General features: G+C 71.5%; 15 protein-coding genes and 2 pseudogenes. 4 read left to right on the plus strand and 13 right to left on the minus strand.

The window, feature by feature from the left end; genetic code table 11:
• Window positions 1-285 precede the first annotated feature (285 nt).
• Window positions 286-1,092: a hypothetical protein gene (locus IF30_RS47570; protein WP_030233751.1), complete on the plus strand. Its 807-nt coding sequence runs from the start codon at window positions 286-288 to the stop codon at window positions 1,090-1,092.
• Between the two features lie 94 nt (window positions 1,093-1,186).
• On the opposite strand, the gene obgE is transcribed toward IF30_RS47570, so the two are convergent.
• The 5 genes from obgE to IF30_RS0107560 all read right to left on the minus strand — a co-directional run bounded on the left by obgE (window position 1,187) and on the right by IF30_RS0107560 (window position 8,533).
• Window positions 1,187-2,662 carry a GTPase ObgE gene (gene obgE / locus IF30_RS0107540; RefSeq protein WP_030233754.1) on the minus strand — a complete coding sequence of 492 codons (1,476 nt, stop codon included), beginning with the start codon at window positions 2,660-2,662 and terminating at the stop codon, window positions 1,187-1,189.
• Window positions 2,663-2,781: 119 nt separating this feature from the next.
• Window positions 2,782-3,039 (minus strand): 50S ribosomal protein L27, encoded by a 258-nt coding sequence (rpmA, locus tag IF30_RS0107545; protein ID WP_030233756.1) that lies wholly within the window; start codon window positions 3,037-3,039, stop codon window positions 2,782-2,784.
• Window positions 3,040-3,053: 14 nt separating this feature from the next.
• On the minus strand, window positions 3,054-3,371 hold the full coding sequence (rplU, locus tag IF30_RS0107550; RefSeq protein WP_030233759.1) for a 50S ribosomal protein L21: 318 nt from the start codon (window positions 3,369-3,371) through the stop codon (window positions 3,054-3,056).
• 228 nt (window positions 3,372-3,599) lie between these two features.
• On the minus strand, window positions 3,600-7,331 hold the full coding sequence (locus tag IF30_RS0107555) for an Rne/Rng family ribonuclease (RefSeq protein ID WP_030233761.1): 3,732 nt from the start codon (window positions 7,329-7,331) through the stop codon (window positions 3,600-3,602).
• Between the two features lie 401 nt (window positions 7,332-7,732).
• The gene (locus IF30_RS0107560) at window positions 7,733-8,533 is read right to left on the minus strand and encodes a TIGR03936 family radical SAM-associated protein (protein ID WP_030233764.1); all 801 of its coding nucleotides are present in this window, start codon (window positions 8,531-8,533) and stop codon (window positions 7,733-7,735) included.
• Window positions 8,534-8,905: 372 nt separating this feature from the next.
• Between IF30_RS0107560 and IF30_RS0107570 the strand changes: the two genes are divergently transcribed.
• Window positions 8,906-10,522, plus strand: a complete 1,617-nt coding sequence (locus IF30_RS0107570) for a recombinase family protein (RefSeq protein WP_107054347.1) — start codon at window positions 8,906-8,908, stop codon at window positions 10,520-10,522.
• Window positions 10,523-10,562: 40 nt separating this feature from the next.
• On the opposite strand, the pseudogene IF30_RS50760 reads toward IF30_RS0107570, so the two are convergent.
• From IF30_RS50760 to IF30_RS41090, 4 genes and pseudogenes are all read right to left on the minus strand, one after another.
• Window positions 10,563-12,154: pseudogene (locus tag IF30_RS50760) on the minus strand (replication initiator).
• A gap of 157 nt (window positions 12,155-12,311) precedes the next feature.
• Window positions 12,312-12,503: a hypothetical protein gene (locus IF30_RS0107580; protein WP_030233770.1), complete on the minus strand. Its 192-nt coding sequence runs from the start codon at window positions 12,501-12,503 to the stop codon at window positions 12,312-12,314.
• A complete protein-coding gene (locus IF30_RS50545) occupies window positions 12,503-12,757 on the minus strand; it encodes a hypothetical protein (RefSeq protein WP_324605624.1) in 255 nt (84 codons plus the stop codon). The genes IF30_RS0107580 and IF30_RS50545 overlap by 1 nt, the downstream gene beginning before the upstream one ends.
• Window positions 12,754-13,557, minus strand: a complete 804-nt coding sequence (locus tag IF30_RS41090; RefSeq protein WP_051709417.1) for an FtsK/SpoIIIE domain-containing protein — start codon at window positions 13,555-13,557, stop codon at window positions 12,754-12,756. Before IF30_RS41090 ends, IF30_RS50545 begins: the two co-directional genes overlap by 4 nt.
• Before the next feature lie 388 nt (window positions 13,558-13,945).
• On the opposite strand from IF30_RS41090, the pseudogene IF30_RS0107590 reads away from it, so the two are divergent.
• A pseudogene (locus IF30_RS0107590) lies at window positions 13,946-14,227 on the plus strand (transcriptional regulator); the annotation flags it as partial.
• Window positions 14,228-14,320: 93 nt separating this feature from the next.
• On the opposite strand, the gene IF30_RS47575 reads toward IF30_RS0107590, so the two are convergent.
• Both IF30_RS47575 and IF30_RS0107600 read right to left on the minus strand, forming a co-directional pair.
• Complete coding sequence (locus IF30_RS47575) at window positions 14,321-15,280, minus strand: hypothetical protein (protein ID WP_158834819.1); 960 nt, start codon at window positions 15,278-15,280, stop codon at window positions 14,321-14,323.
• A 769-nt stretch (window positions 15,281-16,049) separates the two neighbouring features.
• Complete coding sequence (locus tag IF30_RS0107600) at window positions 16,050-17,993, minus strand: TIGR03960 family B12-binding radical SAM protein (protein ID WP_030233779.1); 1,944 nt, start codon at window positions 17,991-17,993, stop codon at window positions 16,050-16,052.
• Between the two features lie 480 nt (window positions 17,994-18,473).
• On the opposite strand from IF30_RS0107600, the gene IF30_RS0107605 reads away from it, so the two are divergent.
• The gene (locus tag IF30_RS0107605; RefSeq protein WP_051709419.1) at window positions 18,474-19,778 is read left to right on the plus strand and encodes a M14 family zinc carboxypeptidase; all 1,305 of its coding nucleotides are present in this window, start codon (window positions 18,474-18,476) and stop codon (window positions 19,776-19,778) included.
• A gap of 112 nt (window positions 19,779-19,890) precedes the next feature.
• Here the strand turns inward: IF30_RS0107605 and rodA are convergent, their stop codons facing one another.
• Both rodA and mrdA read right to left on the minus strand, forming a co-directional pair.
• A complete protein-coding gene (rodA, locus tag IF30_RS0107610; protein ID WP_030233785.1) occupies window positions 19,891-21,090 on the minus strand; it encodes a rod shape-determining protein RodA in 1,200 nt (399 codons plus the stop codon).
• The gene (mrdA, locus tag IF30_RS0107615; protein ID WP_037899247.1) at window positions 21,087-23,435 is read right to left on the minus strand and encodes a penicillin-binding protein 2; all 2,349 of its coding nucleotides are present in this window, start codon (window positions 23,433-23,435) and stop codon (window positions 21,087-21,089) included. Before mrdA ends, rodA begins: the two co-directional genes overlap by 4 nt.
• Window positions 23,436-23,465: the final 30 nt, after the last annotated feature.

The raw sequence follows: 23,465 nt of genomic DNA on the forward strand, positions 1-23,465 counted from the left end.
GTACGGCGGGCGCGGGGCCCGGCCGTCACCCCCGAAATCTACGCGATTCGCGCATGCCGTCCGCAGGCCGTTTCACCGGCTGGACCCGGCCTGGTCACGGGCTCGCCACAGCCCGGCCGACAATCCGGATGGCTGGTATGGTCCCTGACCGAAAGCCAGATCGGGGGACGGCTTCTTGCCCGCTGGACCCATTTCGTCTTCGACCCTTCCTGCCACGAGAGGGCGGCGCCGCACTGGGCAGGCCGGCAACGGTTCGCGGTCGCGCGCCCGGGAGAAAAGCGCACCATGCGTTCGTACACCACCAAGCTGACCGTCGCCGCCCTTGCGGCGGCCACCGCCCTGTCGCTCGCGGCCTGCGGGCCGGACAACTCCGACCCGTCGACCGGTGCCGGCGGTGCCACCGGCGCCGCACCGGCGCCGACCACCGGGGCCCCGGGCGCCACCGCCGGTGGTGCCGCCGCCGGCGGCGCGGCCGGCGGTTCGACCGCCGCCCCGTCGGGCGCAGCCACGGGCGGGGCCGGCGGAAGCGCGGCCACCGGCGGCGCCGGGACGGCCGGCGCCGCGGGCGGCGGGGCCGGCGGGGCCGGCGGGGCCGGCGGGGCCGGCGGGGCCGGCGGCGGCAAGCTGCCCCAGGCCGGCGCCGCCGTGAAGTTCGGTCAGCCCGCCACCGTGGACTTCGTCGACAAGACCTCGAACACCAGCGCCAAGCTGGAGTTCACCGTCACCGGCGTCGCACCGGGCTCGCTCAAGGACTTCCAGGACGCCAAGGCGAACACCGCCGGTCTGGAGGGGCGGGCGCTGTTCTACGTCAGCTGGACCATGAAGAACCTCGGGGACACCAAGCTGGGCTTCACCGCCCCCGACTCCAAGTTCAAGATCTACGACGCCTCCGGCAACACCGCGATGTTCGCCAACCCGGTCGGCTCGACCCCGGTCGCCAAGTGCACGACCCCGAACTTCTCGGGGGCCACCAAGGGCGTCGAGTTCAAGGGCTGCGACATCGTCAGCTTCCCGGCCGGCGGCTCCCCGGCGATGGTCGGCTACGGCGACTCGACCGACCCCACCAAGGTCCAGGCCGCCTGGACCAAGTGAGGCCCCGGGCGCCCCGGGTGTCCCCGCACACGCGGACGGCCCCCGCCACCTCGACAGGTGGCGGGGGCCGTCCGCGTCAGCCGCTCGGGGCGGCTCAGTCCTCGTCGTCGCCCTCGATGGCGGCCGGGCGGCTGCTGGAGAGCGCCTCGAAGGCGAGGAACTCGGCCTCGGCCGCGTCCCGGCCCTTCTGCTTCTCGCGGCGGCGGTCGACCGCCGGACGCTGGGTCTCCATGCGGTGGTCCTCACCGCGGCGGCCGAGCATCTCGGCGCCGGCGGCCATGGTCGGCTCCCAGTCGAAGACGACGGCGTTGTCGTCCGGGCCGATGATGACGGTGTCGCCCTCGTGCGCCCCGACCTTCCAGAGCTTCTCCTCGACGCCGAGGCGGGCCAGCCGGTCGGCGAGGTAGCCGACGGCCTCGTCGTTGCTGAAGTCGGTCTGGCGGACCCAGCGCTCCGGCTTGACGCCGCGGATGCGGAAGGCGCCGTCCTCCTCGGTGATGGTGAAGCCCGCGTCGTCGACGGCCTTGGGCCGGAGCACGATCCGGGTGGACTCCTCGACCGGCTTGGCCGCGCGCGCGTCGGCGACGATCTTCGCCAGGGCGAAGCTCAGCTCGCGCAGGCCCTTGCGGGAGGCGGCGGAGACCTCGAACACCTGGTAGCCGCGCTCCTCCAGGGAGGCGCGGGTCAGGTCGGCGATGTCCTGGCCGTCCGGGACGTCCACCTTGTTGAGCGCGACCAGACGCGGTCGGTCGTCCAGGCCGCCGTACTCGGCGAGCTCGGCCTCGATGGTCTCCAGGTCGGTCAGCGGGTCGCGGCCGGGCTCCAGGGTGGCGCAGTCCAGCACGTGCACCAGCACCGAACAGCGCTCGACGTGCCGCAGGAACTCCAGGCCCAGTCCCCGGCCCTGGCTGGCGCCCGGGATCAGGCCGGGCACGTCGGCGACGGTGTAGACGGTGTCGCCCGCGGTGACCACGCCGAGGTTGGGGATCAGGGTGGTGAACGGGTAGTCCGCGATCTTCGGCTTGGCGGCGGAGAGCACCGAGATCAGCGAGGACTTGCCGGCGCTCGGGTAGCCCACCAGGGCCACGTCGGCGACGGACTTGAGCTCCATGACGATGTCACGGGCCTCGCCGGGCTCGCCGAGCAGCGCGAAGCCGGGCGCCTTGCGGCGGGCCGAGGCCAGCGCCGAGTTGCCGAGGCCGCCGCGGCCGCCCTGCGCGGCGACGAAGCTGGTGCCGTGGCCGACGAGGTCGGCCAGCACGTTGCCGCTGCGGTCCAGCACCACGGTGCCGTCCGGCACGAGGAGGACGAGGTCCTCGCCGTCCGCGCCGGTGCGGTGGGCGCCCGCGCCCGGCTTGCCGTTGGTGGCCTTGCGCTTGGGCGAGTGGTGGTACTCCAGCAGGGTGGTGACCTGGGAGTCCACGGTGAGGATGACGCTGCCGCCCTCACCGCCGTTGCCGCCGTCAGGCCCGCCGAGGGGCTTGAACTTCTCGCGGTGCACGGAGGCGCAGCCGTGGCCCCCGTTACCCGCGGCGACATGAAGTTCGACGCGGTCCACGAAGGTGGTCATGGGTGTGCCTCCAGTGCGAGAGTCTGCTTGCTACCTGCGTAAAGCGTGAAGGGTGGACCGGATAATTCCGGCCCACCCCTCACTGTGAGTCTTCAGCCGACTCGGGAGTCCGCGGGGACTCAGGCCTCGACGGCCACGATGTTGACGACCTTGCGGCCGCGGCGGTTGCCGAACTGCACGGCACCGGCGGTCAGCGCGAACAGGGTGTCGTCGCCACCGCGACCGACGCCCGCACCCGGGTGGAAGTGGGTGCCGCGCTGGCGGACGATGATCTCGCCGGCCGAGACGACCTGGCCGCCGAAGCGCTTCACGCCGAGGCGCTGGGCGTTCGAGTCACGGCCGTTACGGGTAGAGCTTGCGCCCTTCTTGTGTGCCATATCTCGCTATCCCCTTACTTGCTGACCGAGTCGATGCTGGTGATGCGCACCGCGGTGTGCTTCTGGCGGTGGCCCTGACGGCGGCGGTAGCCGGTCTTGTTCTTGTAACGCAGGATGACGATCTTGTCACCCTTGGTCTGGTCGACCACCTCGGCGTGAGCCTTCACGCCGGCCAGGACCCACGGGTCGGAGGTGACAGCGTCACCGTCGACGACGAGGATGGTCGAGAGCTCGACCGAGTCACCCGGCTTGGCCTCGATGCGGTCGATCTCCAGCACGTCGCCAACGGCGACCTTGTGCTGGCGGCCGCCTGCGCGAACGATCGCGTACATGCGGTACCTGCTTTCCTTGCTCGGTCGGAACCCCCGACGCCAGCCACCTGGGTACGGACACAGGAGCCTCTCCCCGTCACGCCGCGCGAAAGCGGCGACCCCGGGAAGGTGATGTGCTCGGGAGCATGGCGTAGACACGCCGATGGTCAAGAATACGGACCGGCCGCCCAGGGGGCAAACCGGCCCGTACGACCCGGGGCGGGATGGCTCCCGCCCCGGGCGTGGGCACTACTCGGCTGCCGTATCACCCTCGGCGGCCGCGGCCTTCTTGGCCGCCGCGCTCGTCCGCTTGGTCGCGGTCTTGCGGGCGGTGGTCTTCTTGGCCGCCGTGGCCGTCTTCTTGGCGGCGGTCTTCTTCGCGGCGGTCTTGCGGGCGGCCCGCTTCTTCGGCGCCGGCGCCTCCTCCGCCTCGGCCTCGGTGGCCGCCGCCTCAGCGGCGGGGGCCTCCTCGGCGGGGGTCTCGGTGGGCTCGGCTGCCTCCGCGGCCGGGGCCTCGACGACCTCGGCCCGAGCGGCGACGACCGGCTCGGCCGCCGCCTCGACGGCGGCCTGCGCGACGACCGGGGCGGCGGCCTCCAGGGCCGCCTCCAGGGCCGCCTCGGCCTTCGCCTGCAGCACCACGATCTCCGCGGTGTCCGGCGAACCGGCCGGAGCGGTCGCCTTGCGCACCGCACGGCGGCGCGGGCGGCCCGCCGGAGCGGCCGGCGCCACGTCGGCGACGGGCGCCTCGACGACCTGTGCCTCGACGGCCGGAGCCTCGGCGGCGGCCTCGACACCCGGGACCTCCAGGGCCAGCTGGCCCTCGATCTCCTCGTGCACCGGCTCGGCCACCTGCTCGGCGACGGCCTCCAGCGCGGCCTGCGCGAGCTCCTCGGCGGCCTCGGCCACCGCGGCCTCGACGCCCTGCGGCTCCTCGTGGGCCGCGCCGCCCTTGCCCCGGCGACGGCGCTTGCCGCTGCCCGAGGCACCCTCGCCCGCCGTGGCGGCCGGGGTGTGGACGTGGGCGCTCGGCTGCTCCATGTGGACGATCACGCCGCGGCCGTTGCAGTGCACGCACGCCTCGGAGAAGGACTCCAGCAGGCCCTGGCCGACCCGCTTGCGGGTCATCTGGACCAGGCCCAGCGAGGTGACCTCCGCCACCTGGTGCTTGGTCCGGTCCCGGCCCAGGCACTCCAGCAGTCGGCGCAGCACCAGGTCCCGGTTGGACTCCAGCACCATGTCGATGAAGTCGATCACGATGATGCCGCCGAGGTCGCGCAGCCGCAGCTGGCGCACGATCTCCTCGGCCGCCTCGATGTTGTTCCGGGTGACCGTCTCCTCCAGGTTGCCGCCCTGGCCGACGAACTTCCCGGTGTTGACGTCGATGACGACCATCGCCTCGGTGCGGTCGATCACCAGCGACCCGCCGCTGGGCAGCCAGACCTTGCGGTCCAGCGCCTTCATCAGCTGCTCGTCGATCCGGTAGGTGGCGAACACGTCCACCTCGGAGGTCCACCGCTGGAGCCGCTCGGCGAGGTCCGGCGCCACGTTGGAGACGTACTCGTGGATGGTCTTCCACGCCTCGTCGCCGGAGACGATGACCTTGGTGAAGTCCTCGTTGAAGATGTCGCGGACGACCCGGACGGTCATGTCCGGCTCGCCGTACAGCAGCGCCGGGGCGTTGCCGGAGGCGGCCTTCTTCTGGATGTCCTCCCACTGCTGCTGCAGCCGCTGGACGTCGCGGGTCAGCTCGTCCTCGGAGGCGCCCTCGGCGGCGGTGCGCACGATGACGCCCGCGTCGTCCGGGACGATCTTCTTGAGGATCTGCTTCAGGCGGGCGCGCTCGTTCTCCGGCAGCTTGCGCGAGATGCCGGTCATCGAGCCCTCGGGCACGTACACCAGGTAGCGGCCGGGCAGCGAGATCTGGCTGGTCAGGCGGGCGCCCTTGTGGCCGATCGGGTCCTTGGAGACCTGCACCAGCACGGACTGGCCGGACTTCAGCACCGACTCGATCCGGCGCGGGCCGCCATGGCCGCCCAGCGCACCGAAGTTGACCTCGCCGGCGTACAGCACCGCGTTGCGGCCCTTGCCGATGTCGACGAAGGCGGCCTCCATCGACGGCAGCACGTTCTGGACCTTGCCCAGGTAGACGTTGCCGACGTACGAGGTGGCCTGCTCCTTGTTGACGTAGTGCTCGACCAGCACGCCGTCCTCCAGCACGCCGATCTGGGTGCGCTGGCCGTTCTGGCGCACCACCATGACGCGCTCGACGGACTCGCGGCGGGCCAGGAACTCGGCCTCGGTGATGATCGGCACCCGGCGGCGGCCCAGCTCGCGGCCCTCCCGGCGGCGCTGCTTCTTCGCCTCCAGACGGGTCGAGCCCTTGATGGACTGCACCTCGTCCGGGTCGAAGGACGGCTCGGTCGAGCGGCGGCGCGGCTCGCGCACCTTCACCACCGTGCGGACGCCGTCCTCGGTGGTCTCGGCGGTCTCGACGGCGCCGGCCTCACCACTGCGGCGGCGACGGCGGCGACGGCGGCGGGACGAGGACAGGCCGGCCGCCAGATCGTCGTCCGCCTCCTCGTCCTCGTCGTCCAGGACCGCGACCGGCTCCTCGGCGGCGGGCTGCTCGACCTCGGTGACCTCGAAGTCCTCGGCCTCGCCACGGCGACGGCGACGGCCGCCCCGGCGGCGACGGCGCGACGGACGGCCGTCGTCCTCCCACTCGGCCTCGGTCTCCGGACCGGCGGCGGGGGCCTCCACGGCGGGCGCCTCGACGGCAGGGGTCTCGACCCGGGCCGGAGCGGCCGGGGCCTGGGCCGCGGGTGCCTGAGCGGCCGGCGCCTTGGCGGCGGGAGCGGGAGCCTTGGCGGCCGGTGCCGCGGCAGCCGGCTTGCGGCGGCCCGACTCGACCCGGGTGCGGACCCGGCGACGGCGGCCGACGCCGCTGTACTCGTACTCGTCCTCCTCCGAGCGCCCGGCCGCGGCCGGGGCCTGGGCCTCGACCGGTGCCGAAGCGGCCGGCGCCGGGGCGGCGGCAGGCTGCTGCTGCTGCTGCTGCTGCTGCTGCTGCTGCTGCTGCGCGGACGGCGGGGTGTAGGGGGCGGGTTCCTGGAACACCGGGGCCTGGAAGACCGCGGTCGCCGGGCGGACGGCGCGGCGGCGCACGCGGTGGTGCGGCTCGGCCTCGGCGGCGGGAGCGGGAGCGGGAGCGGCGGCGGGCTCGGCCACCGGCGCGGCGGCGGCCTCCTCGGCCTCCTCCTCGGGCTCCTCCGCGGCGGCGGGCTCCTCGACCTGCGGCTCCTCGACCGGGGCCTCGACGACCGGAGCGGCCTCGACCACCCGACGGCGGCGGGCACGGCGGGCCGGAGCCGCGGGGGCCTCCTCGGCCGCCGGCTCGGCGGCGACCGGGGCAGCGGCGGGAGCCTCGACGGCGGGCGCCTCGGCGGCGGGAGCCTCGACCTCGGCGGCGGGCGCACCGGCGGGCGCCTCGGCACGCTTGCGGGCGCGGCGGGCCCGGACCGGCTTCTCCGCCTTCTCGGCCTGGCCGTCCTCGGCCTTCGCGGCCTTCTCCGCCTTCGCGGGCTTCTCGGCCTTGGCGGCCCGGGCGGTCCTGGTGGCCCGCTCCGCGGCCTGCTCCTCGACCGGTGCCTCGTCGGGCTGCGGCGCGGTGACCACGATGGCGGTCGTCTCCGGCGCTCCGGCCGGGGCCTCGGCACGCTTGCGGGTGCGGCGGGCTCGGACGGGCTTCTCGGCCGCCGGCTCGTCGGCCGGAGCCGGGGCGGTCTCCGCCGCCGGCGTCTCGGCCGGCAGGACGGTCTCGGCCGCCTCGGCGGCCGCCCCCTGCGGGGTGCCCGCCGGGCGGGACACCGCACGGCGACGGCGGCGCGGCGGCGCGGCGGACGCGCCCTCGCCGCCGGTCCCGGCGGTTTCGTTCTGGTCCGTGGCCGCAGTCTGGTGCGGATCGGTGTTATCGAGCATGCGGGTGGATCTCCCGTCAGGCCCCCGGGCTCCGCATCCGGGCACGGCACGGCACCCGTGGGCGGCCGGCATCTCGACGATGCGCGGGCCGGACCCGTTCAGAGTGCCGCCGTGCGGACGCGAGGCCGCACAGGGGCTCGTAGTCTCGCTCGGCGCCCCGCGCTTCGGCGGGGTGTCGAAAGTCTTCTGGTCTGACCAGTCTTCTGAAGGTTTTCCCAAGCTGAGCCGTCCCCCAACCCCGGGTGGCTCCCGGACGGGGCCCCGGGCCCACCGACCGTCCTGGTCGGCAGGCCCCGGGTGGCAGGCCTTTTCGGCGACGACGCTCGCTCCCCTGGGGAGCTGCGGGAACCCTGGAGGACCATCGGGGCCCAGTGAGGCACTGGAACCCCGGCCTCCGCCCGCTAGGCGGGCGCGGTAGCGCGCGGCCCGGCGCCCGGCTCCGAGCCGGCCGGGGCCGCGGCGCGGTCGAGCGCCAGCGGGTCGGTCACCGTGCCGGTCCCCTCGTCGAGCGGCCCCTGCGCCAGCCTGGTCACCTCTGCGGGGACCGGCGGCGCCAGGTCGGCCGTCGCACGGAGACCGGACAATACGTCGTCGGGTCGTACGGCGGGTGTGGCGTGTCGTACTACCAGGCGCAGTATCGCACAGGGACGGCCGGTCCGAACATCGTGATCGGTTCCGGCCTCCGTGTCCGCACCGGTGGCGACCTGCGGTGGGACGATCTCGAGCGCCGCCACCGCGCCGCGCGCGTCGAAGACCCGCACGCCGTTCTTGGTCAGGCGTTCGACCTCGACCAGATCCTCGGCGAGGAACCGCGCCACCGCACGGGCCGCCTGGTCCGGCTCGACACCGTCCAGCCGGACCAGCCACTCGGAGGCCTCCAGGCGCTCCACGAAGTTCGGCGTCCGCACCTCGACCGCGTCGATCACGTCCAGGCCGGCGGGCAGCGACTCGTCCAGCTGTGCCCGCAGTTGCTCGGGGTCACGCACGGCCGCCAGGCCGATCTCCAGGTACTCCGCCTCGCTCGCCACCCCGGTCGGGGCCGCGTTGGCGTAGGAGACCTTCGGGTGCGGGGTGAAGCCGGCCGAGTAGGCCATCGGAACGGCGGACCGGCGCAGGGCGCGCTCGAAGGCGCGCTGGAAGTCGCGGTGGCTGGTGAAGCGGAGCCGGCCGCGCTTGGTGTAGCGGAGACGAATCCGCTGCACCGTCGGCGCGGGCGGCGGACCGTCGGGCGTACGGCGTGCCAGGGTCACTCAGTCCTTAGTCAGTTGTCCCCGTCCGGCGTGGCGTGTTCGCGCCACTGCCCGGACTCTGTCACCTCAAAGGGTACGCGCCCCACCGCCCCCCTCGTTCCGCCCCCTGGTCAGCCCCACGCCGCGGGCCCCCGGTCGGAACGTTCCGACCGGGGGCCCGCGGTGTGGGGAGCGTCACGCGCCGACGGCCACGTCGACGGCCACCGCTACTTGTTGACGACCGTCAGCGGCAGCATCTTCTTCCCGGTGGGGCCGATCTGGATGTGGGTGTCTATCTGGACCCATATGGACATGGATCAAAAAACATCGCTAGCGTCCGTGGACATGGGACGAGGTTCGAAGCGCGGCGCATCGGCGCAGCGACAGCAGCAGTACGACGTGGACGCCGAGTGGTCGCCGGCGGACCTCAGACTCCTGGAGGAACTGAAGCGGGCGGAGGCCCAGCTGCCCGAGGACGCTCCGCGGGCTCTCCTCTCTATCCGGCTGAGCGTGCTCACGGACGAGACCACGTCGCCCGTGCGCCAGGAGCTGGACCTGCGGATGCTCGCCCGCGACATGGGCGTGCGGGTCGTCGGGGTCGCGAGCGACCTCAACGTGAGCGCCACGAAGGTCCCGCCGTGGAAGCGCAAGCAGCTCGGGGACTGGCTGAACAACCGGGTGCCGGAGTTCGACGTCCTGCTGTTCTGGAAGCTGGACCGCTTCGTACGCCGTCTCTCGGACCTCAGCACCATGATCGAGTGGTGCCTGAAGTACGGGAAGAACCTCGTCTCCAAGAACGACGCGATCGACCTGACCACCGTGGTCGGCAAGGTCATGATCACGCTGATCGGCGGGATCACCGAGATCGAGGCGGCCAATACCTCCACCCGGGTCACCAGCCTGTGGGACTACGCCAAGACCCAGACCGAGTGGCTGGTCGGCAAGCCGCCGTACGGCTACCGGACGGTCGTGGACGGGAACGGCCGGACCGTCCTGGCCATCGATGAGACGGCCCACAAGGTGCTGCGCTGGAGTCGGCGCCGGGCGTCGAAGATCTCCGCGTCCCGCCAGGTGCGGATCATCAAGCGCGCAGGAGTGCCCGGCTCCGAGGGGCTGACCACGGCGACCCATCTCCGGAGGCTCCGGAACCCCGCGCTCATGGGGTACCGGGTGGAGGAGGACAAGGGCAGCGTCGGGCGCCGGTCCAAGCTGATCCTCGGCAAGGACGGCAAGCCGATCAAGGTCGCGGAGCCGATCTTCACGGAGGACGAGTTCGCGCAGCTCGGCCGGGACCTCGACAGGTGGGGGAAGAACCAGCCCGCCCGACAGGAGGGCGGCGCCACCAAGTTCCTCGGGGTCTTCGTGTGCGACGACTGCGACACCAACATCACCGTGCAGGTCACGACGACCAAGGGCGTCCAGTACAAGTACCTGCGGTGCAGCGGCTGCAAGGGCGGCGGCCTCGGGATCAACGACCCGGACGGGGTGAACGCCGCCCTCGTACGGGACGTGCTGAAGGTGCTTGGAGACGAACCGGTCCTGGTCCGGGAGTACGCCAAAGGGGCCGAGGCCTTGAAGCGGAAGAGGCAGCTGGAGGAGTCCGTCTCCTATTACATGAAGGGCTTGGAGCCGGGAGGACGCTTCGCCCGCACCGCCTTCACCCGCGAGCAGGCGGAGGAGACGCTGAACCAGCTCATCGACGAGTTGGCGGCCATCGACCCCGACTCCACCCAGGACCGGTGGGTCAACGCGGCCAACGGCAAGACCTTCAGAGAGCAGTGGGAGGCCGGTGGCATGGAAGCCATGGCTGCCGATCTGCTCCGGGTAGGCGTCACCTGCAAGGTCACCCGCATGAAGGTCCCCGGGCAGCGGCAGCCCGCCGTGCACCTCAAGCTCAGGATCCCCAGGGACTACCGCGACCGGCTGGTGATCAAGGAGGACGACTTCGCGAGCAAGCACTGATCACCACAGCCCCCGTCGGCAGCGGCGGGGGCTGTGGTGATCAGTGCTTGGCGGAGTCGTACGGCTCCTCGCGGCCCTCATCGTCCACGATGACGATCTCGCTCTCGATGATCGGGGCTCGGAGTGCCTGCCGTCGCGTCGGAGCCGGTGCCACCGCCCGAGGATCGGACAGCCTGCCGACCCCGGCACGCTGGGCCGTCACCTGCTCCCCCCTTGACCAGTCAGCACCGTCGGCGTCTTCACGGGCGAGCTCCCGGTTCGTGGCGAGGTCTTCGGCGACCCCTGCGGCAATGAGGGCTTCGGCCGCCGTGTGCCCGGTTCCGGCGAAGCGCCAGGCGCTGTCTGTGACGGTCTCGGTGTCCCAGTCGGCGTACAGGCCGCGGGCGTGGTCAGCACGGGCCTCCCGGAGCTGCCCATATGTAGTGGAGTAGGCCCGGGTCTTCGTGAGGCAGTGCCCGCGGTAGCCAAGCATGTGAGCCCAGGCGCGGAGGCGCAGGTGTTGTAGTTCGGGCAGGGCGCCGAGGCGCCAGGCGGTGGCGATGAGGGCCCGGACGTGCGGGCTGACGCGCAGGGCCCGTATCTCCGCGAGGGAATCGATGCGGCGGTCGACGGCGCCGGCGGCTTCCACGCTCTTGCTCGTGTACTTGGCAACGTAGGCGGCCACGGCGTCGTCCGTGAGTCGTCCGCCGTCCCCGTTCGTGAGCGGGTGGGCGTCGAGCTGGATGCCGAAGCCGAACCGTCCTCCGCCGTAAGCCGCCGATTCGGGGACGGGCAGCGCCACGACGGCAGCCGAGCGAACCGCCTCCAGGAGGAGGCCACCCGTTGCGCCGGAGGCGGGCTGCTGGGCCCGTCGGGTCCGTCGAGTCTGACGACGGCATGGAAGTGGACGGCGCCGCGCTTCTGGTACCCGGCGACCTTGGCGGCGGAGACCCGAACCAGCGTGCGCACCTGCGACCGGCCGACGCCGGCCCGGGCGGCGAGGGGGTGGTAGAGGTTGTCGCGGACGGCCTTCCACAGCGCCGGGGCCATGGCGTTCCACAGGACGTGGCCGGGGTAGTTATAGCAGTCGGCGCACAGCGGCTGCCCGATCAGCGGTTCCGTGTCCGGGTGGGTCCGGCCGCAGCCGTGCCGGCCGCCGTGCTCGCAGCGCCGGCGCCGGACCCTGTGGCACTCGCCGGTTCGGTGGACCGGGCCGAAGGAGGGCGCGGTCAGGGTGACGAAGAGCCGCGGGTGCGTCCGGACCGATTCGGGGATGCCCTTGCCGCCGATGAGGCCGGAGCGGACCAGGTGGAAGGTGTCTCCGCTGTGTTCGCGCGAGCAGGGCGTGCAGCGGGTGGCGCGGCGGTTGCGGCAGCGGACGGCGAGCCGGCCGCCGGGTTCGGTGGCGGTCGAGTAGTGGCGCAGGATTTCGCCGGTGGCGGCGTCGAGGGTGGTGGTGTGTCCGGTGAGGTAGATCGGTTCGGTGCAGCCGCCGGTGGCACGGATCTGATCGAGCCAGCGGTTCAGGTCCGGCATCTCGCCGAAGCGGACGAAGTCTCTTTCGATGGAGGGAAGTTGGCGCAGCCGCGCCTCCCGGTTGAGGAGGGGGCGGCGTGCGGTGGGGTCGGTGTACGGGTTGGAGCCGGCGGTCATGGCGGGTGTCTCCAGGGCCAGGGTTCGCCGGACCCCGGCCGGGCCAGGGGTGTGGTGGCTCGGCCGGGGGTGGCGTGTGGGCAGGTGGAGGGGCACCGGCGGATCGGGGTCGGTCCGCCGGTGGGGGTTGGGTGGGTTGGCACGGTGATCACGTCTTTCAGGTGGTGTGGGTGAAGCCTTGGAGGATCCACGTGCCGGCGTGGACGACGGGGTCGGTCCAGCCGATGCGGTCGAGGTAGATGCCGAGGAGGCCGACCAGGACGATGTGCCAGGTGCGCAGTTCGCCGGAGCGGACCAGGAGGTAGGTGACGACGGCGAGGAAGGCGACCAGCACCGCGGTCATGTCCATCAGGCGTAGACCCCTTCGCTCGGCTCGTCCGTCTGGTGGAGGCCGGGCCAGGCCGGCGCGAGCCGGGCGTGCTTCCTGGCGGTCCGACGGGCCTGTTCGGGGGTGACGTGGATGGAGCGGGCCCTGGTCCACCGGCCGTCGGTGTCGGCGGTGGTGGCGACGCCCTGTTCGGCGAGGGTGATGCGCTGGGCGGCTTCGAGGGCGTCCTTGTTGAGGTCGCCGAGCGCCATCTCCGCCGTTGCAGGGTCGCTCACCCGGCGGCAGATGCGCCCGGCCAACTGGGCGCGCAGGGCGGTGACGCCGAGGCCGAGGTCGGATCCGACCCGCTGTCCGGCGATGACCAGGTGGACGCCAAGGCCGACAACCGGTCCTCGAACAGCGACAGCTCCATGCCGCCCTTCAGGTCGATGCCGAACAGGGCGACGCGCTGCGGCGCGAGTTCCTTCACCAGTGAGGCGATGAGGGTCGACTTGCCGGAGCGGGTTGCGCCGACGATCAGCCAGTGCGGGGCGCGCCGGAAGTCGATCACCCAGGCGCGGCCGTCCTCCAGCAGGCCGACCACCGCGCGCAGTACGCGCTGCTTCAGTTGGTAGGGCACGACGGGTGCCCGCAGCGGGTCCCAGGCGAGCGCGGACAGGGTCACGAACCCACGCTCGTCCGAGAACACCCGAACCGCGTGGGCTCGCCAGGCGTGGGTGAGCGCTTCGACCGCGGAGACGAAGTGCTCCGGCACCTGCCCCGGGTGCAGCCGCACCGCCACGTCCAGGCCGCCCCGCCTCAGCTTCGGGATGCCCAACCGGGGAGGGACCGCCCGCAGCGGATCACCACGGACAACCATGTCTCCGAGCAACGCCCGACCGGGACGCTTGGCCACCGCGAGCCCGAGGTTCGTGGTCAGCCGGCGCCACGTCACCCGGACCCGCACGACTGCGACCGGGTAGCCGATCAGGCACCACCACGCGTAGGGGTGGTTGCGCCGAAGACCCGGAGCCGTGCTCAGCAGGATCAGCACCGTCGCCAGGAGTACCACCCAGAGAAGCTGAAGAACGATCACCGCCGTCCCCCGTTCTCCATGGCCGTGTTGTGAGCCTCGGTCTCCAGATCACGAGCCCGGCCCGCGGCCTTGGTCGCGACGACGGCGATGTGGTCGAAGAGCGGGGCGCCCTCGTCGTCTCGCCCGAACGGGTCAACCTCTTCGGCCAGGTCCCCGAGTTAGCGCAGCAGGCCACGCAGCTTCACACGCGTCGCGCTGCTCATCAGGCGTCGCCACCCTTGCGGGAGGCCGCCGGGGCCGAAACGGGAACGGGGGTGATGGCGTCCGCGCGAAAGGACAGGCCGTGGCGGTCCCCCATCGCCCACGAGAACGCAATTGCGTCCGGCACAGCACTTTCGGCCGCCAGGACCAGACCCACACCTTCCAGGGCCTTGGCGACGCTACCGAGTCCGAGCGGCACGCCCGCCTGTCCATCGACCACGCCCGCGCCCAGAAGCGCGCCAGGCGCGGCGCCATGTCGCACGCCGCCCTCGCGGTCTCCCATCTCCAGCGCCGGGACCTTGAGGCCGCACACGCCGCCGGCCTGCGGACCCTCACGCTCACCAGCCAGGTCAAGTCGTCCTGCGCCATCGAGGCCGTCCAGAACCTCAAGCAGCAGATGGTGCCGTTCGGCCGCCACGCCCTCGTAGCCGACTTCAACGACCGGGCACGCGAACTACTGTCAGCCTGACCGAGCACCCCCAGTCGAGCCCTCTCCCGTAAGGGGCAGGGCTCGACTGTCGCTGCGCTCGACGACGGGCGTCGCGGGATCGCGTGCCGATCATCAATTCCGCTCTCCTTCCGGCACGCTAGGTACGGCAGATTTCAGAAGCGCCTCCTCCCTCTTTGAAATCATGTGAGTAACCAGTTCCTCCGAGTAGCCGAAAACGATAGCGAAGGACAGGACCTGGATAGAGTTCTGCGCTTTAATACTAGCCGCACTGAGCAGCATGACCCCCACAATTGCCGTAACCCCTCCCGCCATCGCCTTGAGAAATGCCTGGGCTGCATGAATGGCATATGGATCAATCGCTCGACGCGCGCTTGCTATCGCCCGCACCGCGGCAAGGGCTCCACCAATAACCCCGAAGATCGCAACGATAACCACGTCACCTCGACGCGATTCACCCCCGCCGCTTGTGGGACATACAGACGGGCACACAATCTGTACGTGCGGCCAGACGTAAACCTGAACGAGCGAGAGAGCCACGAGTATAGCGAAGAGTGACACCGCCGCCCAGACCAACATTCGATGGAAGGATATAAGGCGTGCACGATTGAGACTGTTGACATAGTATGCCCAGCTCAAAGCGGAGGATAGACGCTCACGCTCGTAATCGGTGAAGCGGCCTCCGTGCGGCGAGCATTCCTTGATTCGGCCCCCCAGACACTCATCGACCCACGCCCGCCGAAGATCCTCTCTCGGTAGATAGTCATCAATTGAGCGCTGCATCCTGGGCAGCTCAGCCTGCAGTTGAATTTCAGTCAAGATTGGGAGAACTGACATTTCGGCAGCATGGACAAGGGTCTGCACGGACTCCCGCTGCCTGGCTATACTCCATGGCGGCCAGTTCCGTGATTTTTTCACCGCCAAGTGGACGGCGGCCACACTATCTGCAACATACGCGTACTGGAGTTCCTGAAGCGCCCCCCAGTTAAGAGAACTAAGCCTGGCGGTCACGGCGTCGCGCCCTATACGATCCGCCCGCATTTCCGCGATGAGCGCCCAAGGTTTTATGTGCATAGTTTACTCCCACGGCTCGAGAATCAAGGCCCAGCCCAGTGCAATGCAGGCCCTATTCCCCATCGAACGTTTAGGGGTCGGAAATTCACCAAAGTCACTGAGGCGAACCATCCCCTCTCAGATTGCATCTACCAATGCCATCTCGCCAATGGCAGACCCACTCTCCCGGCCCTGAGCTGGGCAGCGCGCATCAGGGAACCAGCGGTAAAGACAGAGCGCCGCCCAGGCCAGTTGGCCACGGGACGGCGCTCCGCACTCCCTACTTCGCCCGCGACCGTGTCGAGGGCGATGACTTTCACGAGCCGGAACGTTCGCATCTGCGCACGCTAGGGCATGGCCGCGTCCGGAACGGGATCATCAGTCGCGGCGTCAAACGGGCCAGTCAAGACGGACATGGCCATCCCGAGAGTCTGTCCAAGTCGGCCGGCGCGCACCTGCCACTCCTAGTGAGTAGCTGACAGCGGTCGGCCGTCACTCGAAGGTGGGAAGCACTCCCAAGAAGCACAAGAGCCCTCTTCGACAGAATCGCGGAGGGCTCTATGCGTCGCCTCAGGGCCTCAGACCCACTCGATCGAGGACTCGATGCCCGGGGCACTCCGGGCGGCGGGCAGAGGGGTCCTCTGGCCGCCCTGCCGGGCCTCCCTTGGGCGGGCGGGGCCGCCCGGGGCGCTCGTCATGCCGAGCGCGCCCAGGACGAGCTCCCGCCCACTCTCCGGAAGCCTGTGAATTAAGTCACACAGCTCGCTGACCGTGTCACCCATCCTGCGGGCTATTTCTGCTGCTCAGCGGCGTTGACGACCGTCAGCGGGAGCAGCTTCTTGCCCGTCGGGCCGATTTGTATGGCCGTGTCCATCTGCGGGCACACCCCGCAGTCGAAGCACGGGGTCCAGCGGCAGTCGTCGACCTCGACCTCCTCCAGGGCGTCCTGCCAGTCCTCCCACAGCCAGTCCTTGTCGAGGCCGCTGTCCAGGTGGTCCCAGGGCAGCACCTCCTCGTAGGTGCGCTCGCGGGTGGTGTACCAGTCGACGTCGACGCCGGTGCCGGCCAGGCCCTTCTCGGCGCAGGCCATCCAGCGGTCGTAGGAGAAGTACTCGCGCCAGCCGTCGAAGCGGCCGCCGTCCTCGTAGACCGCGCGGATGACGGCGCCGATGCGGCGGTCGCCGCGGGAGAGCAGGCCCTCGACGATGCCCGGCTTGCCGTCGTGGTAGCGGTAGCCGATGTTCTTGCCGTACTTGCGGTCGCCGCGGATCGAGTCGCGCAGCTTGGCCAGGCGGGCGTCGGTGGCTTCGGCGGACAGCTGCGGGGCCCACTGGAAGGGGGTGTGCGGCTTGGGCACGAACCCGCCGATGGAGACGGTGCAGCGGATGTCGTTCTGGCCGGTGACCTCGCGGCCCTTCTGGATGACGTTCTTCGCCATCTCGCCGATCTGGAGCACGTCCTCGTCGGTCTCGGTCGGCAGGCCGCACATGAAGTACAGCTTCACCTGGCGCCAGCCGTTGCCGTAGGCGGTGGCGACGGTGCGGATCAGGTCCTCCTCCGACACCATCTTGTTGATCACCTTGCGCATGCGCTCGCTGCCGCCCTCGGGGGCGAAGGTGAGGCCCGAGCGGCGGCCGTTGCGGGACAGCTCGTTGGCGAGGTCGATGTTGAAGGCGTCGACGCGGGTGGACGGCAGCGACAGGCCGATCTTGTCCTCGGTGTAGCGGTCGGCCAGGCCCTTGGCGATGTCGCCGATCTCGGTGTGGTCGGCGCTGGACAGCGACAGCAGGCCGACCTCCTCGAAGCCGGTCGCCTTCAGTCCGCGCTCGACCATCTCGCCGATGCCGGTGATGCTTCGCTCCCGCACGGGGCGCGTGATCATGCCGGCCTGGCAGAAGCGGCAGCCGCGGGTGCAGCCGCGGAAGATCTCCACGGACATCCGCTCGTGCACCGTCTCCGCGAGCGGCACCAGGGGCTGCTTGGGGTACGGCCACTCGTCGAGGTCCATCACGGTGTGCTTGGACACCCGCCACGGCACACCGGGGGCGTTCGGCACGACGCGGCCGATCCGGCCGTCGGCCAGGTACTCCACGTCGTAGAACCTGGGCACGTAGACGCTGCCGGTGCGGGCCAGGCGCAGCAGCACCTCGTCGCGCCCGCCCGGGCGGCCCTCGGCCTTCCAGGCGCGGACGATCTCGGTGATGTCGAGCACGGCCTGCTCGCCGTCGCCGACCACCGCGGCGTCCAGGAAGTCCGCGATCGGCTCCGGGTTGAAGGCCGCGTGGCCGCCGGCGAGGACGATCGGGTCCTCGTCGGTGCGGTCCTTGGCCTCCAGCGGGATGCCGGCCAGGTCGAGCGCGGTCAGCATGTTGGTGTAGCCGAGCTCGGTGGAGAAGGACAGGCCGAAGACGTCGAAGGCCTTCACCGGGCGGTGGGCGTCCACGGTGAACTGCGGGACGCCGTGCTCGCGCATCAGCGCCTCGAGGTCCGGCCAGACGCTGTACGTGCGCTCGGCCAGGACGCCCTCGCGCTCGTTCAGCACCTCGTAGAGGATCATGACGCCCTGGTTGGGCAGCCCGACCTCGTAGGCGTCGGGGTACATCAGCGCCCAACGGACGTCGCAGGCGTCCCAGTCCTTGACGGTCGAGTTGAGCTCGCCGCCGACGTACTGGATCGGCTTCTGGACGTGCGGGAGGAGTGCCTCCAGGCGTGGGAAGACCGATTCGACAGTCATGTACTAGGAACCCTTACGACGTGATTCGGTGCCGCGAGTCGGCACGGGAGGGGTGACCCTCAAGGGTAGCCCAATCCGGGGAACGGGCCGTCTGCCCCGGTTCGCGGGCCTTCCGTGCTCCGGCGCGACCGGGCCTGCGCGGCGCCCGCCCGGCACCCGCCCGGCACGCGCGGTGCGCGCCCGCCGGGCCGTGCCGTCCGCCGTTGACGCGCCCGGACGGCCCGTGCGGTACTGACAGGGCTCCGCCAAGAACCGTCGAGCCCTTCTGCACCCCTTCCGGACAAGGGAGTTGGGTCGTACGCTCGGGCCCTCGCCGAAGTCCCCGGCGCCGTCCGCCCCCGCTTCCGCTTCCGCCCCCACCCACGCACCGCCCGCGCCCCGCCGCGCACCCCGCCCGCACGCCGTGCCAGGTGGCGCACCCGCACGCCCGCGCGCCCTGGCGGCCGTACGACCGGCGCAAGGAGAACCGCAAGGAGAACCATGACCGACACCGGCCGACGGATCCGCCCCCTCCGGGCCCTCGACACCCGGCCGCCGGCCCGCTATCCCACACCGGCGCAGGCCGAGTGCGCCGCCCGCCGCCTCGCCCTGCGCCACCCGGACCGCTGCCGACTTCGCGAGGTGGGCCGGTCCCGGGCCGGACGGCCACTGCTGCTGCTCTCCGTCGACCGGGGCCCGCGCGCCGTGCTGGTGGTCGGCGGCCCGCACCCCAACGAACCGATCGGCACCGCCGGGGCGGTCCGGCTGGCCGAGGTGCTGCTGGAACGCCCTGCCCGGCCCGGCCTCTCCTGGCACCTGCTGCTCTGCCTCGACCCGGACGGCGCGGCACTCAACGCGGGTTGGCTCGACGGCCCGCTCACCATGCGCCGCCACTACGAGCACTTCTTCCGCCCCGCCTTCGAGGAACAGCCCGAACTGCTGCCCGCCCCCGGCTCCGGCCGTCCGCCGATGCCGGAGAGCGTGGCGCTGACCGGCCTCATCGACGAGCTGCGACCGTTCCTGCAGTGCTCGCTGCACGGGGTGGACTTCGGCGGCGCCTTCGTCCAGCTCACCGGCCCCGTCCCCGGCCTCGCCGAGCGCTTCGCCCGCTCCGCCGACCGGGCCGGACTGCCGCTGGACGTGGACTCCTACGACGCGATCGGCTGGACCAGCCCCGCCCCCGGCACCTACCTGATGCCGGGCCCCGGCAGCACCGGGGTCTCCCGGGCGCTGCCGGACGAGCCCGAGCTCTCCACCTGGTCCCACGCCGCCCGCCACGGCGCGGTCACCGCCGTCGTGGAGGTCCCGATGTGGGCCGTCGACGCGGTCGGCGACGGCCGCCCCCACCCCGCCGGCCCGCAGGCCCTCGGCGCCGCGGCCCGCGACCTCACCGCCCGCGCCGAGGAACTGCGCACCGTGCTGGCGCGGGTGCCCGTGCACCGGCACGAGGCGTACGGCCCGCTGGTGCGCACCGCCGAGTTCAGTCTGGCGGTGGCGCCGCGGGTGGCGCAGGAGTGGCTGGACCGCTGGCCCGCCCAGCCGCTCACGTCCTCCCGGGTGACCACGGCCGGCCTGGTCGCGGCCCGTCTGCCGCTGCGGGCCGCCTCGATCCTGCTGCGGCTGCTCGCGGACGCCCGTGGCCCGGCCGCCGAGGCCGCCCGCGACCGCGCCCGGGCCGTCGTCGCCGACAGCCTGGACCGGCTGCGGAACCGCTTCGGCGCGCGCTGGGTGCCCGTCCAGGAGCAACTCGCCCACCAGACCCGCACCGTCCTCGCCGCCGCCGACTGCCTGCTCCAGGCGCCCTGAACACTTGCCGCACCCGCTGGCCTGACGTCAAGTCAACTACTTGACTCCACAAGGAAGTCCGAACGCGAAGGGCCGGCCCGGAAGTCCCGGACCGGCCCCGCGCCACACTCCCCTAGGCCGCTATCGGCCGCTGGCTGCGCACCGCCTGCAGCAGTCCGACCGCCAGCCAGTTCGCGAACATCGAGGACCCGCCGTACGAGACGAACGGCAGCGGGATGCCCGCGACCGGCATGATCCCCAGGCACATCCCTATGTTCTCGAAGGCCTGGAAGGACAGCCAGGCGATGATCCCGGCCGCCACGATCGTGCCGTACAGGTCGGTCGCCTGGCGGGCGATCCGGCAGGCCCGCCACAGCACCACGCCGACCAGCAGGATTATCGCCAGCGCCCCGACGAAGCCCAGTTCCTCGCCGGCGACGGTGAACACGAAGTCGGTCTGCTGCTCCGGCACGAACTGCCCGGTGGTCTGCGTCCCGTGGAACAGGCCCTTGCCGGTCAGGCCGCCCGAGCCGATCGCGATCCGGGCCTGCGCCGTGTTGTAGCCGACGCCGTTCGGGTCGAGCTGCGGGTTGGCGAAGGCGGCGAAGCGGTCGATCTGGTACTTGCTCAGCAGCCCGAACTTCCAGATCGCCACGCACCCGCCGGTGCCCGCCACCAGCAGCCCGAGCACCCAGCGGTTCGCCGCGCCCGAGCCGAGCAGGATGCCCAACACGATCGCGGCCATCACCATCACCGACCCGGCGTCCGGCATCAGCAGCACTATGCACATCGGCAGCCCGGCCCAGACCAGGCCGCGGAACACCGCCCGGTGCGACGGGAACTCCCGCTCCCCCGCGTCCACCTGGTCCGACAGCACGACCGCCATCGCCAGGACGATCCCCAGCTTGGCGAATTCGGCGGGCTGGATCGAGAAGCCGCCGCCGAGCTGGATCCACGAGTGCGCGCCGTTGATGGTCGAGCCCAGCGGGCTGAGCGTCGCCAGCAGCATCAGGATCACGCCGACGTACAGGAACGGCACGATCGTGCGGAAGCGACGGCTCCCTATCCCTATCACCACGGCGCACAGCACCAGTCCGACCACGAAGTTGGTCAGGTGCCGGTAGAGGAAGTACTGCGGGTCGCCGTGGGTCAGCGAGTCGCGTCCGCGGGTGGCCGACCAGACCAGCAGCGAGCTGCCTGCCGAGAGGGCCAGCGCGGCGAGCAGCAGTATCCAGTCCAGCCGCCACAGGGGGGAGTCCTTGGCGAGGGCCTTGGAGACCCCGCTGCGCTGCGGGGCCAGCCTCAGCTGCCGGTAGGAGCCGTAGGAGGTCATGCCCGTCCCCTTCCCGGGCCGCGACCGGGTTCGAGCGCGGCGTCGGCCGCGGTGTACGACGCCGGCCGGTCGGCCGGCGGGGTCTGGTCGAGGAAGGCCGCCGCCGGGGCCGCCTGCGCGGCGGCCGGGTCGAGCAGCGCCGGGGCCGGCACGAGGGCCGGAGCCGCGGCCGCCTGCGCGGCGGCCGGGGCCGGGGTGCCCGCCACCGGGCCGGCCGGGGCCGGGTCGGCGGTGTAGGAGGCCGGCTTGATGATCGCGGTGCCGTCCGGGTTGAACTTGGGCAGTTCACCCTGGGGGGCCGGCAGCAGCGCCTTGCCGTTGTCGATGTTGCCCTTGTCGTCCACGCCGTACATCGCCTGGTAGATCCGGCGGACGGCGTCGCCGGAGCCGCCGGAGCCGGTGCCGCCCTGGCTGATCGTCATGACGACGGCGTAGTCCTTGCTGTACGTGGTCAGCCAGGAGGTGGTCTGCTTGCCCTCGACCTCGGCGGTGCCGGTCTTGGCGTGCAGCGCGATCTTGTCCTGCGGCCAGCCGGCCTGCGAGAACTTCCAGGCGGCGGTACCGCTCTTGACGACGCCCTCGGTGGCCTGGTTGATGTAGCTCAGCAGCTTCTGGTCGCCGGGGAACTTGGCGTCCTCGTGCGGGGCGATCTCGCGGACGAGGTCCCCGCCCGGGCTTATCACCGCCTTGGCGATGGTCGGCCGGTAGAAGGTGCCTCCGTTGGCCAGCGCCGAGTAGATCCGGGCCATCTGGACGGGGGTGACCAGCGTGTCGCCCTGGCCGATCGCGAAGTTGACGGCGTCACCGGCGCGCATCTGGTAGCCGTCGACGCAGTTCTCCTTGGCGATCTGGTCGGAGAAGCTGGTGCCGCCCTTCTGCGCCTGCGCGCACCAGGCGTCCTTGTTGTTGTCGTAGAAGGACTGCTTCCACTGCCGGTCCGGCACCCGGCCGGTCACCTCGGACGGCAGGTCGATGCCGGTCTTGGCGCCGAGGCCGAACTCGTGGGCGGTCTTGAAGAACCAGTCGGCCGGGTCCTTCTTCGGCTTGATGCCGCCGTCCTTGAGCCACTGGTCGTTCGCCAGGCCGTAGAAGACGGTGTCGCAGGAGACTTCGAGCGCCTTCTCCAGGGTGATGGAGCCGAAGCTCTCGCTCTCGAAGTTCTTGAACTCGCGGCCGCCGATGGTCATGCTCTTCGGGCACGGGTAGGTGCCGTCCAGCGAGTAACCGGCCTGCACGGCGGCGGTGGTGGAGATGACCTTGAAGGTCGAACCGGGGGCGGACTGACCCTGTATGGCCCGGTTGAGCAGCGGGAAGTTGGACTCCTTGCTGGTCAGCGACTGGTAGTCCTTGCCGCTGATGCCGCCCACCCACAGGTTGGGGTCGTAGGTCGGCGCGCTCGCCATCGCGATGATCCGCCCGGTGTGCACGTCCATCACCACGGCGGCGCCGGAGTCGGCCTCGTAGTTGCGGTTGGTGACCTTGTCGAAGGTGTTCCGGGCGTCGTTCATCGCCTGCACCAGGTTGTCCTCGACGACCTTCTGCACCCGGGCGTCGATGCTGGTGACCAGGTTGTCGCCGGTCTGCGGGGCGACGGCGCCGGCGGTGCCGATCACCCGGCCGAGGTTGTCCACCTCCAGCTGGGTGATGCCCGCGGTGCCGCGCAGGTCGCGGTCGTACACCGACTCCAGTCCGGCCCGGCCGATCTGGTCGGCCGGCAGGTAGCGGTCCAGTCCGCTCTTGGTGGCGGTCTTGCTGACCTCGTCGTCGGTGACCGGCGAGAGGTAGCCGAGCACCTGGGCCAGGTTGGCGCCCTCGGCGCCGGTGTAGCGGCGCACGGCGGTGGGCTGCGCGGTGACCCCGGGGAAGTCCTCGCGGCGTTCCATTATCTGCATCGCCTGCTGGGTGGTCGCCTCCTTGGTGACCGGGATCGGCTGGTAGGGCGATCCGTTCCAGCAGGGCTGCGGGGTCTTGGCGTCGCAGAGCCGGACCTTCTCCTGGACGTCCTTGGCCGGCATCCCGAGCACGTCGGCGAGCCGGGCCAGCACCGCCTTGCCGCCGTCCTTCTGCTGCATCAGCGAGGTGCGGCTGACCGAGACGACCAGCCGGGTCTCGTTGCCGGCCAGGACCCGGCCGGAGGCGTCCAGGATCTCGCCGCGGACGGCCGGCTCGACCACTTCGCGGATGTGGTTGCCGGTCGCCTTCGCGGTGTACTCCTTGGCGTTGCGGATCTGCAGGTACCACAGTCGGCCGCCGAGGGTGGCGAGCAGCGACAGCACCAGGATCTGCAGCACCACCAGACGGATCGTCACCCTCCGGGTGCGGCCGGTCTCGGGGATGTTGCTCACGTCTCGTGCGCTCCAGGATGCGGGGAGGTC

The organism is Streptomyces sp. NRRL S-350 (genome assembly GCF_000719705.1).
GTDB lineage: Bacteria > Actinomycetota > Actinomycetes > Streptomycetales > Streptomycetaceae > Kitasatospora.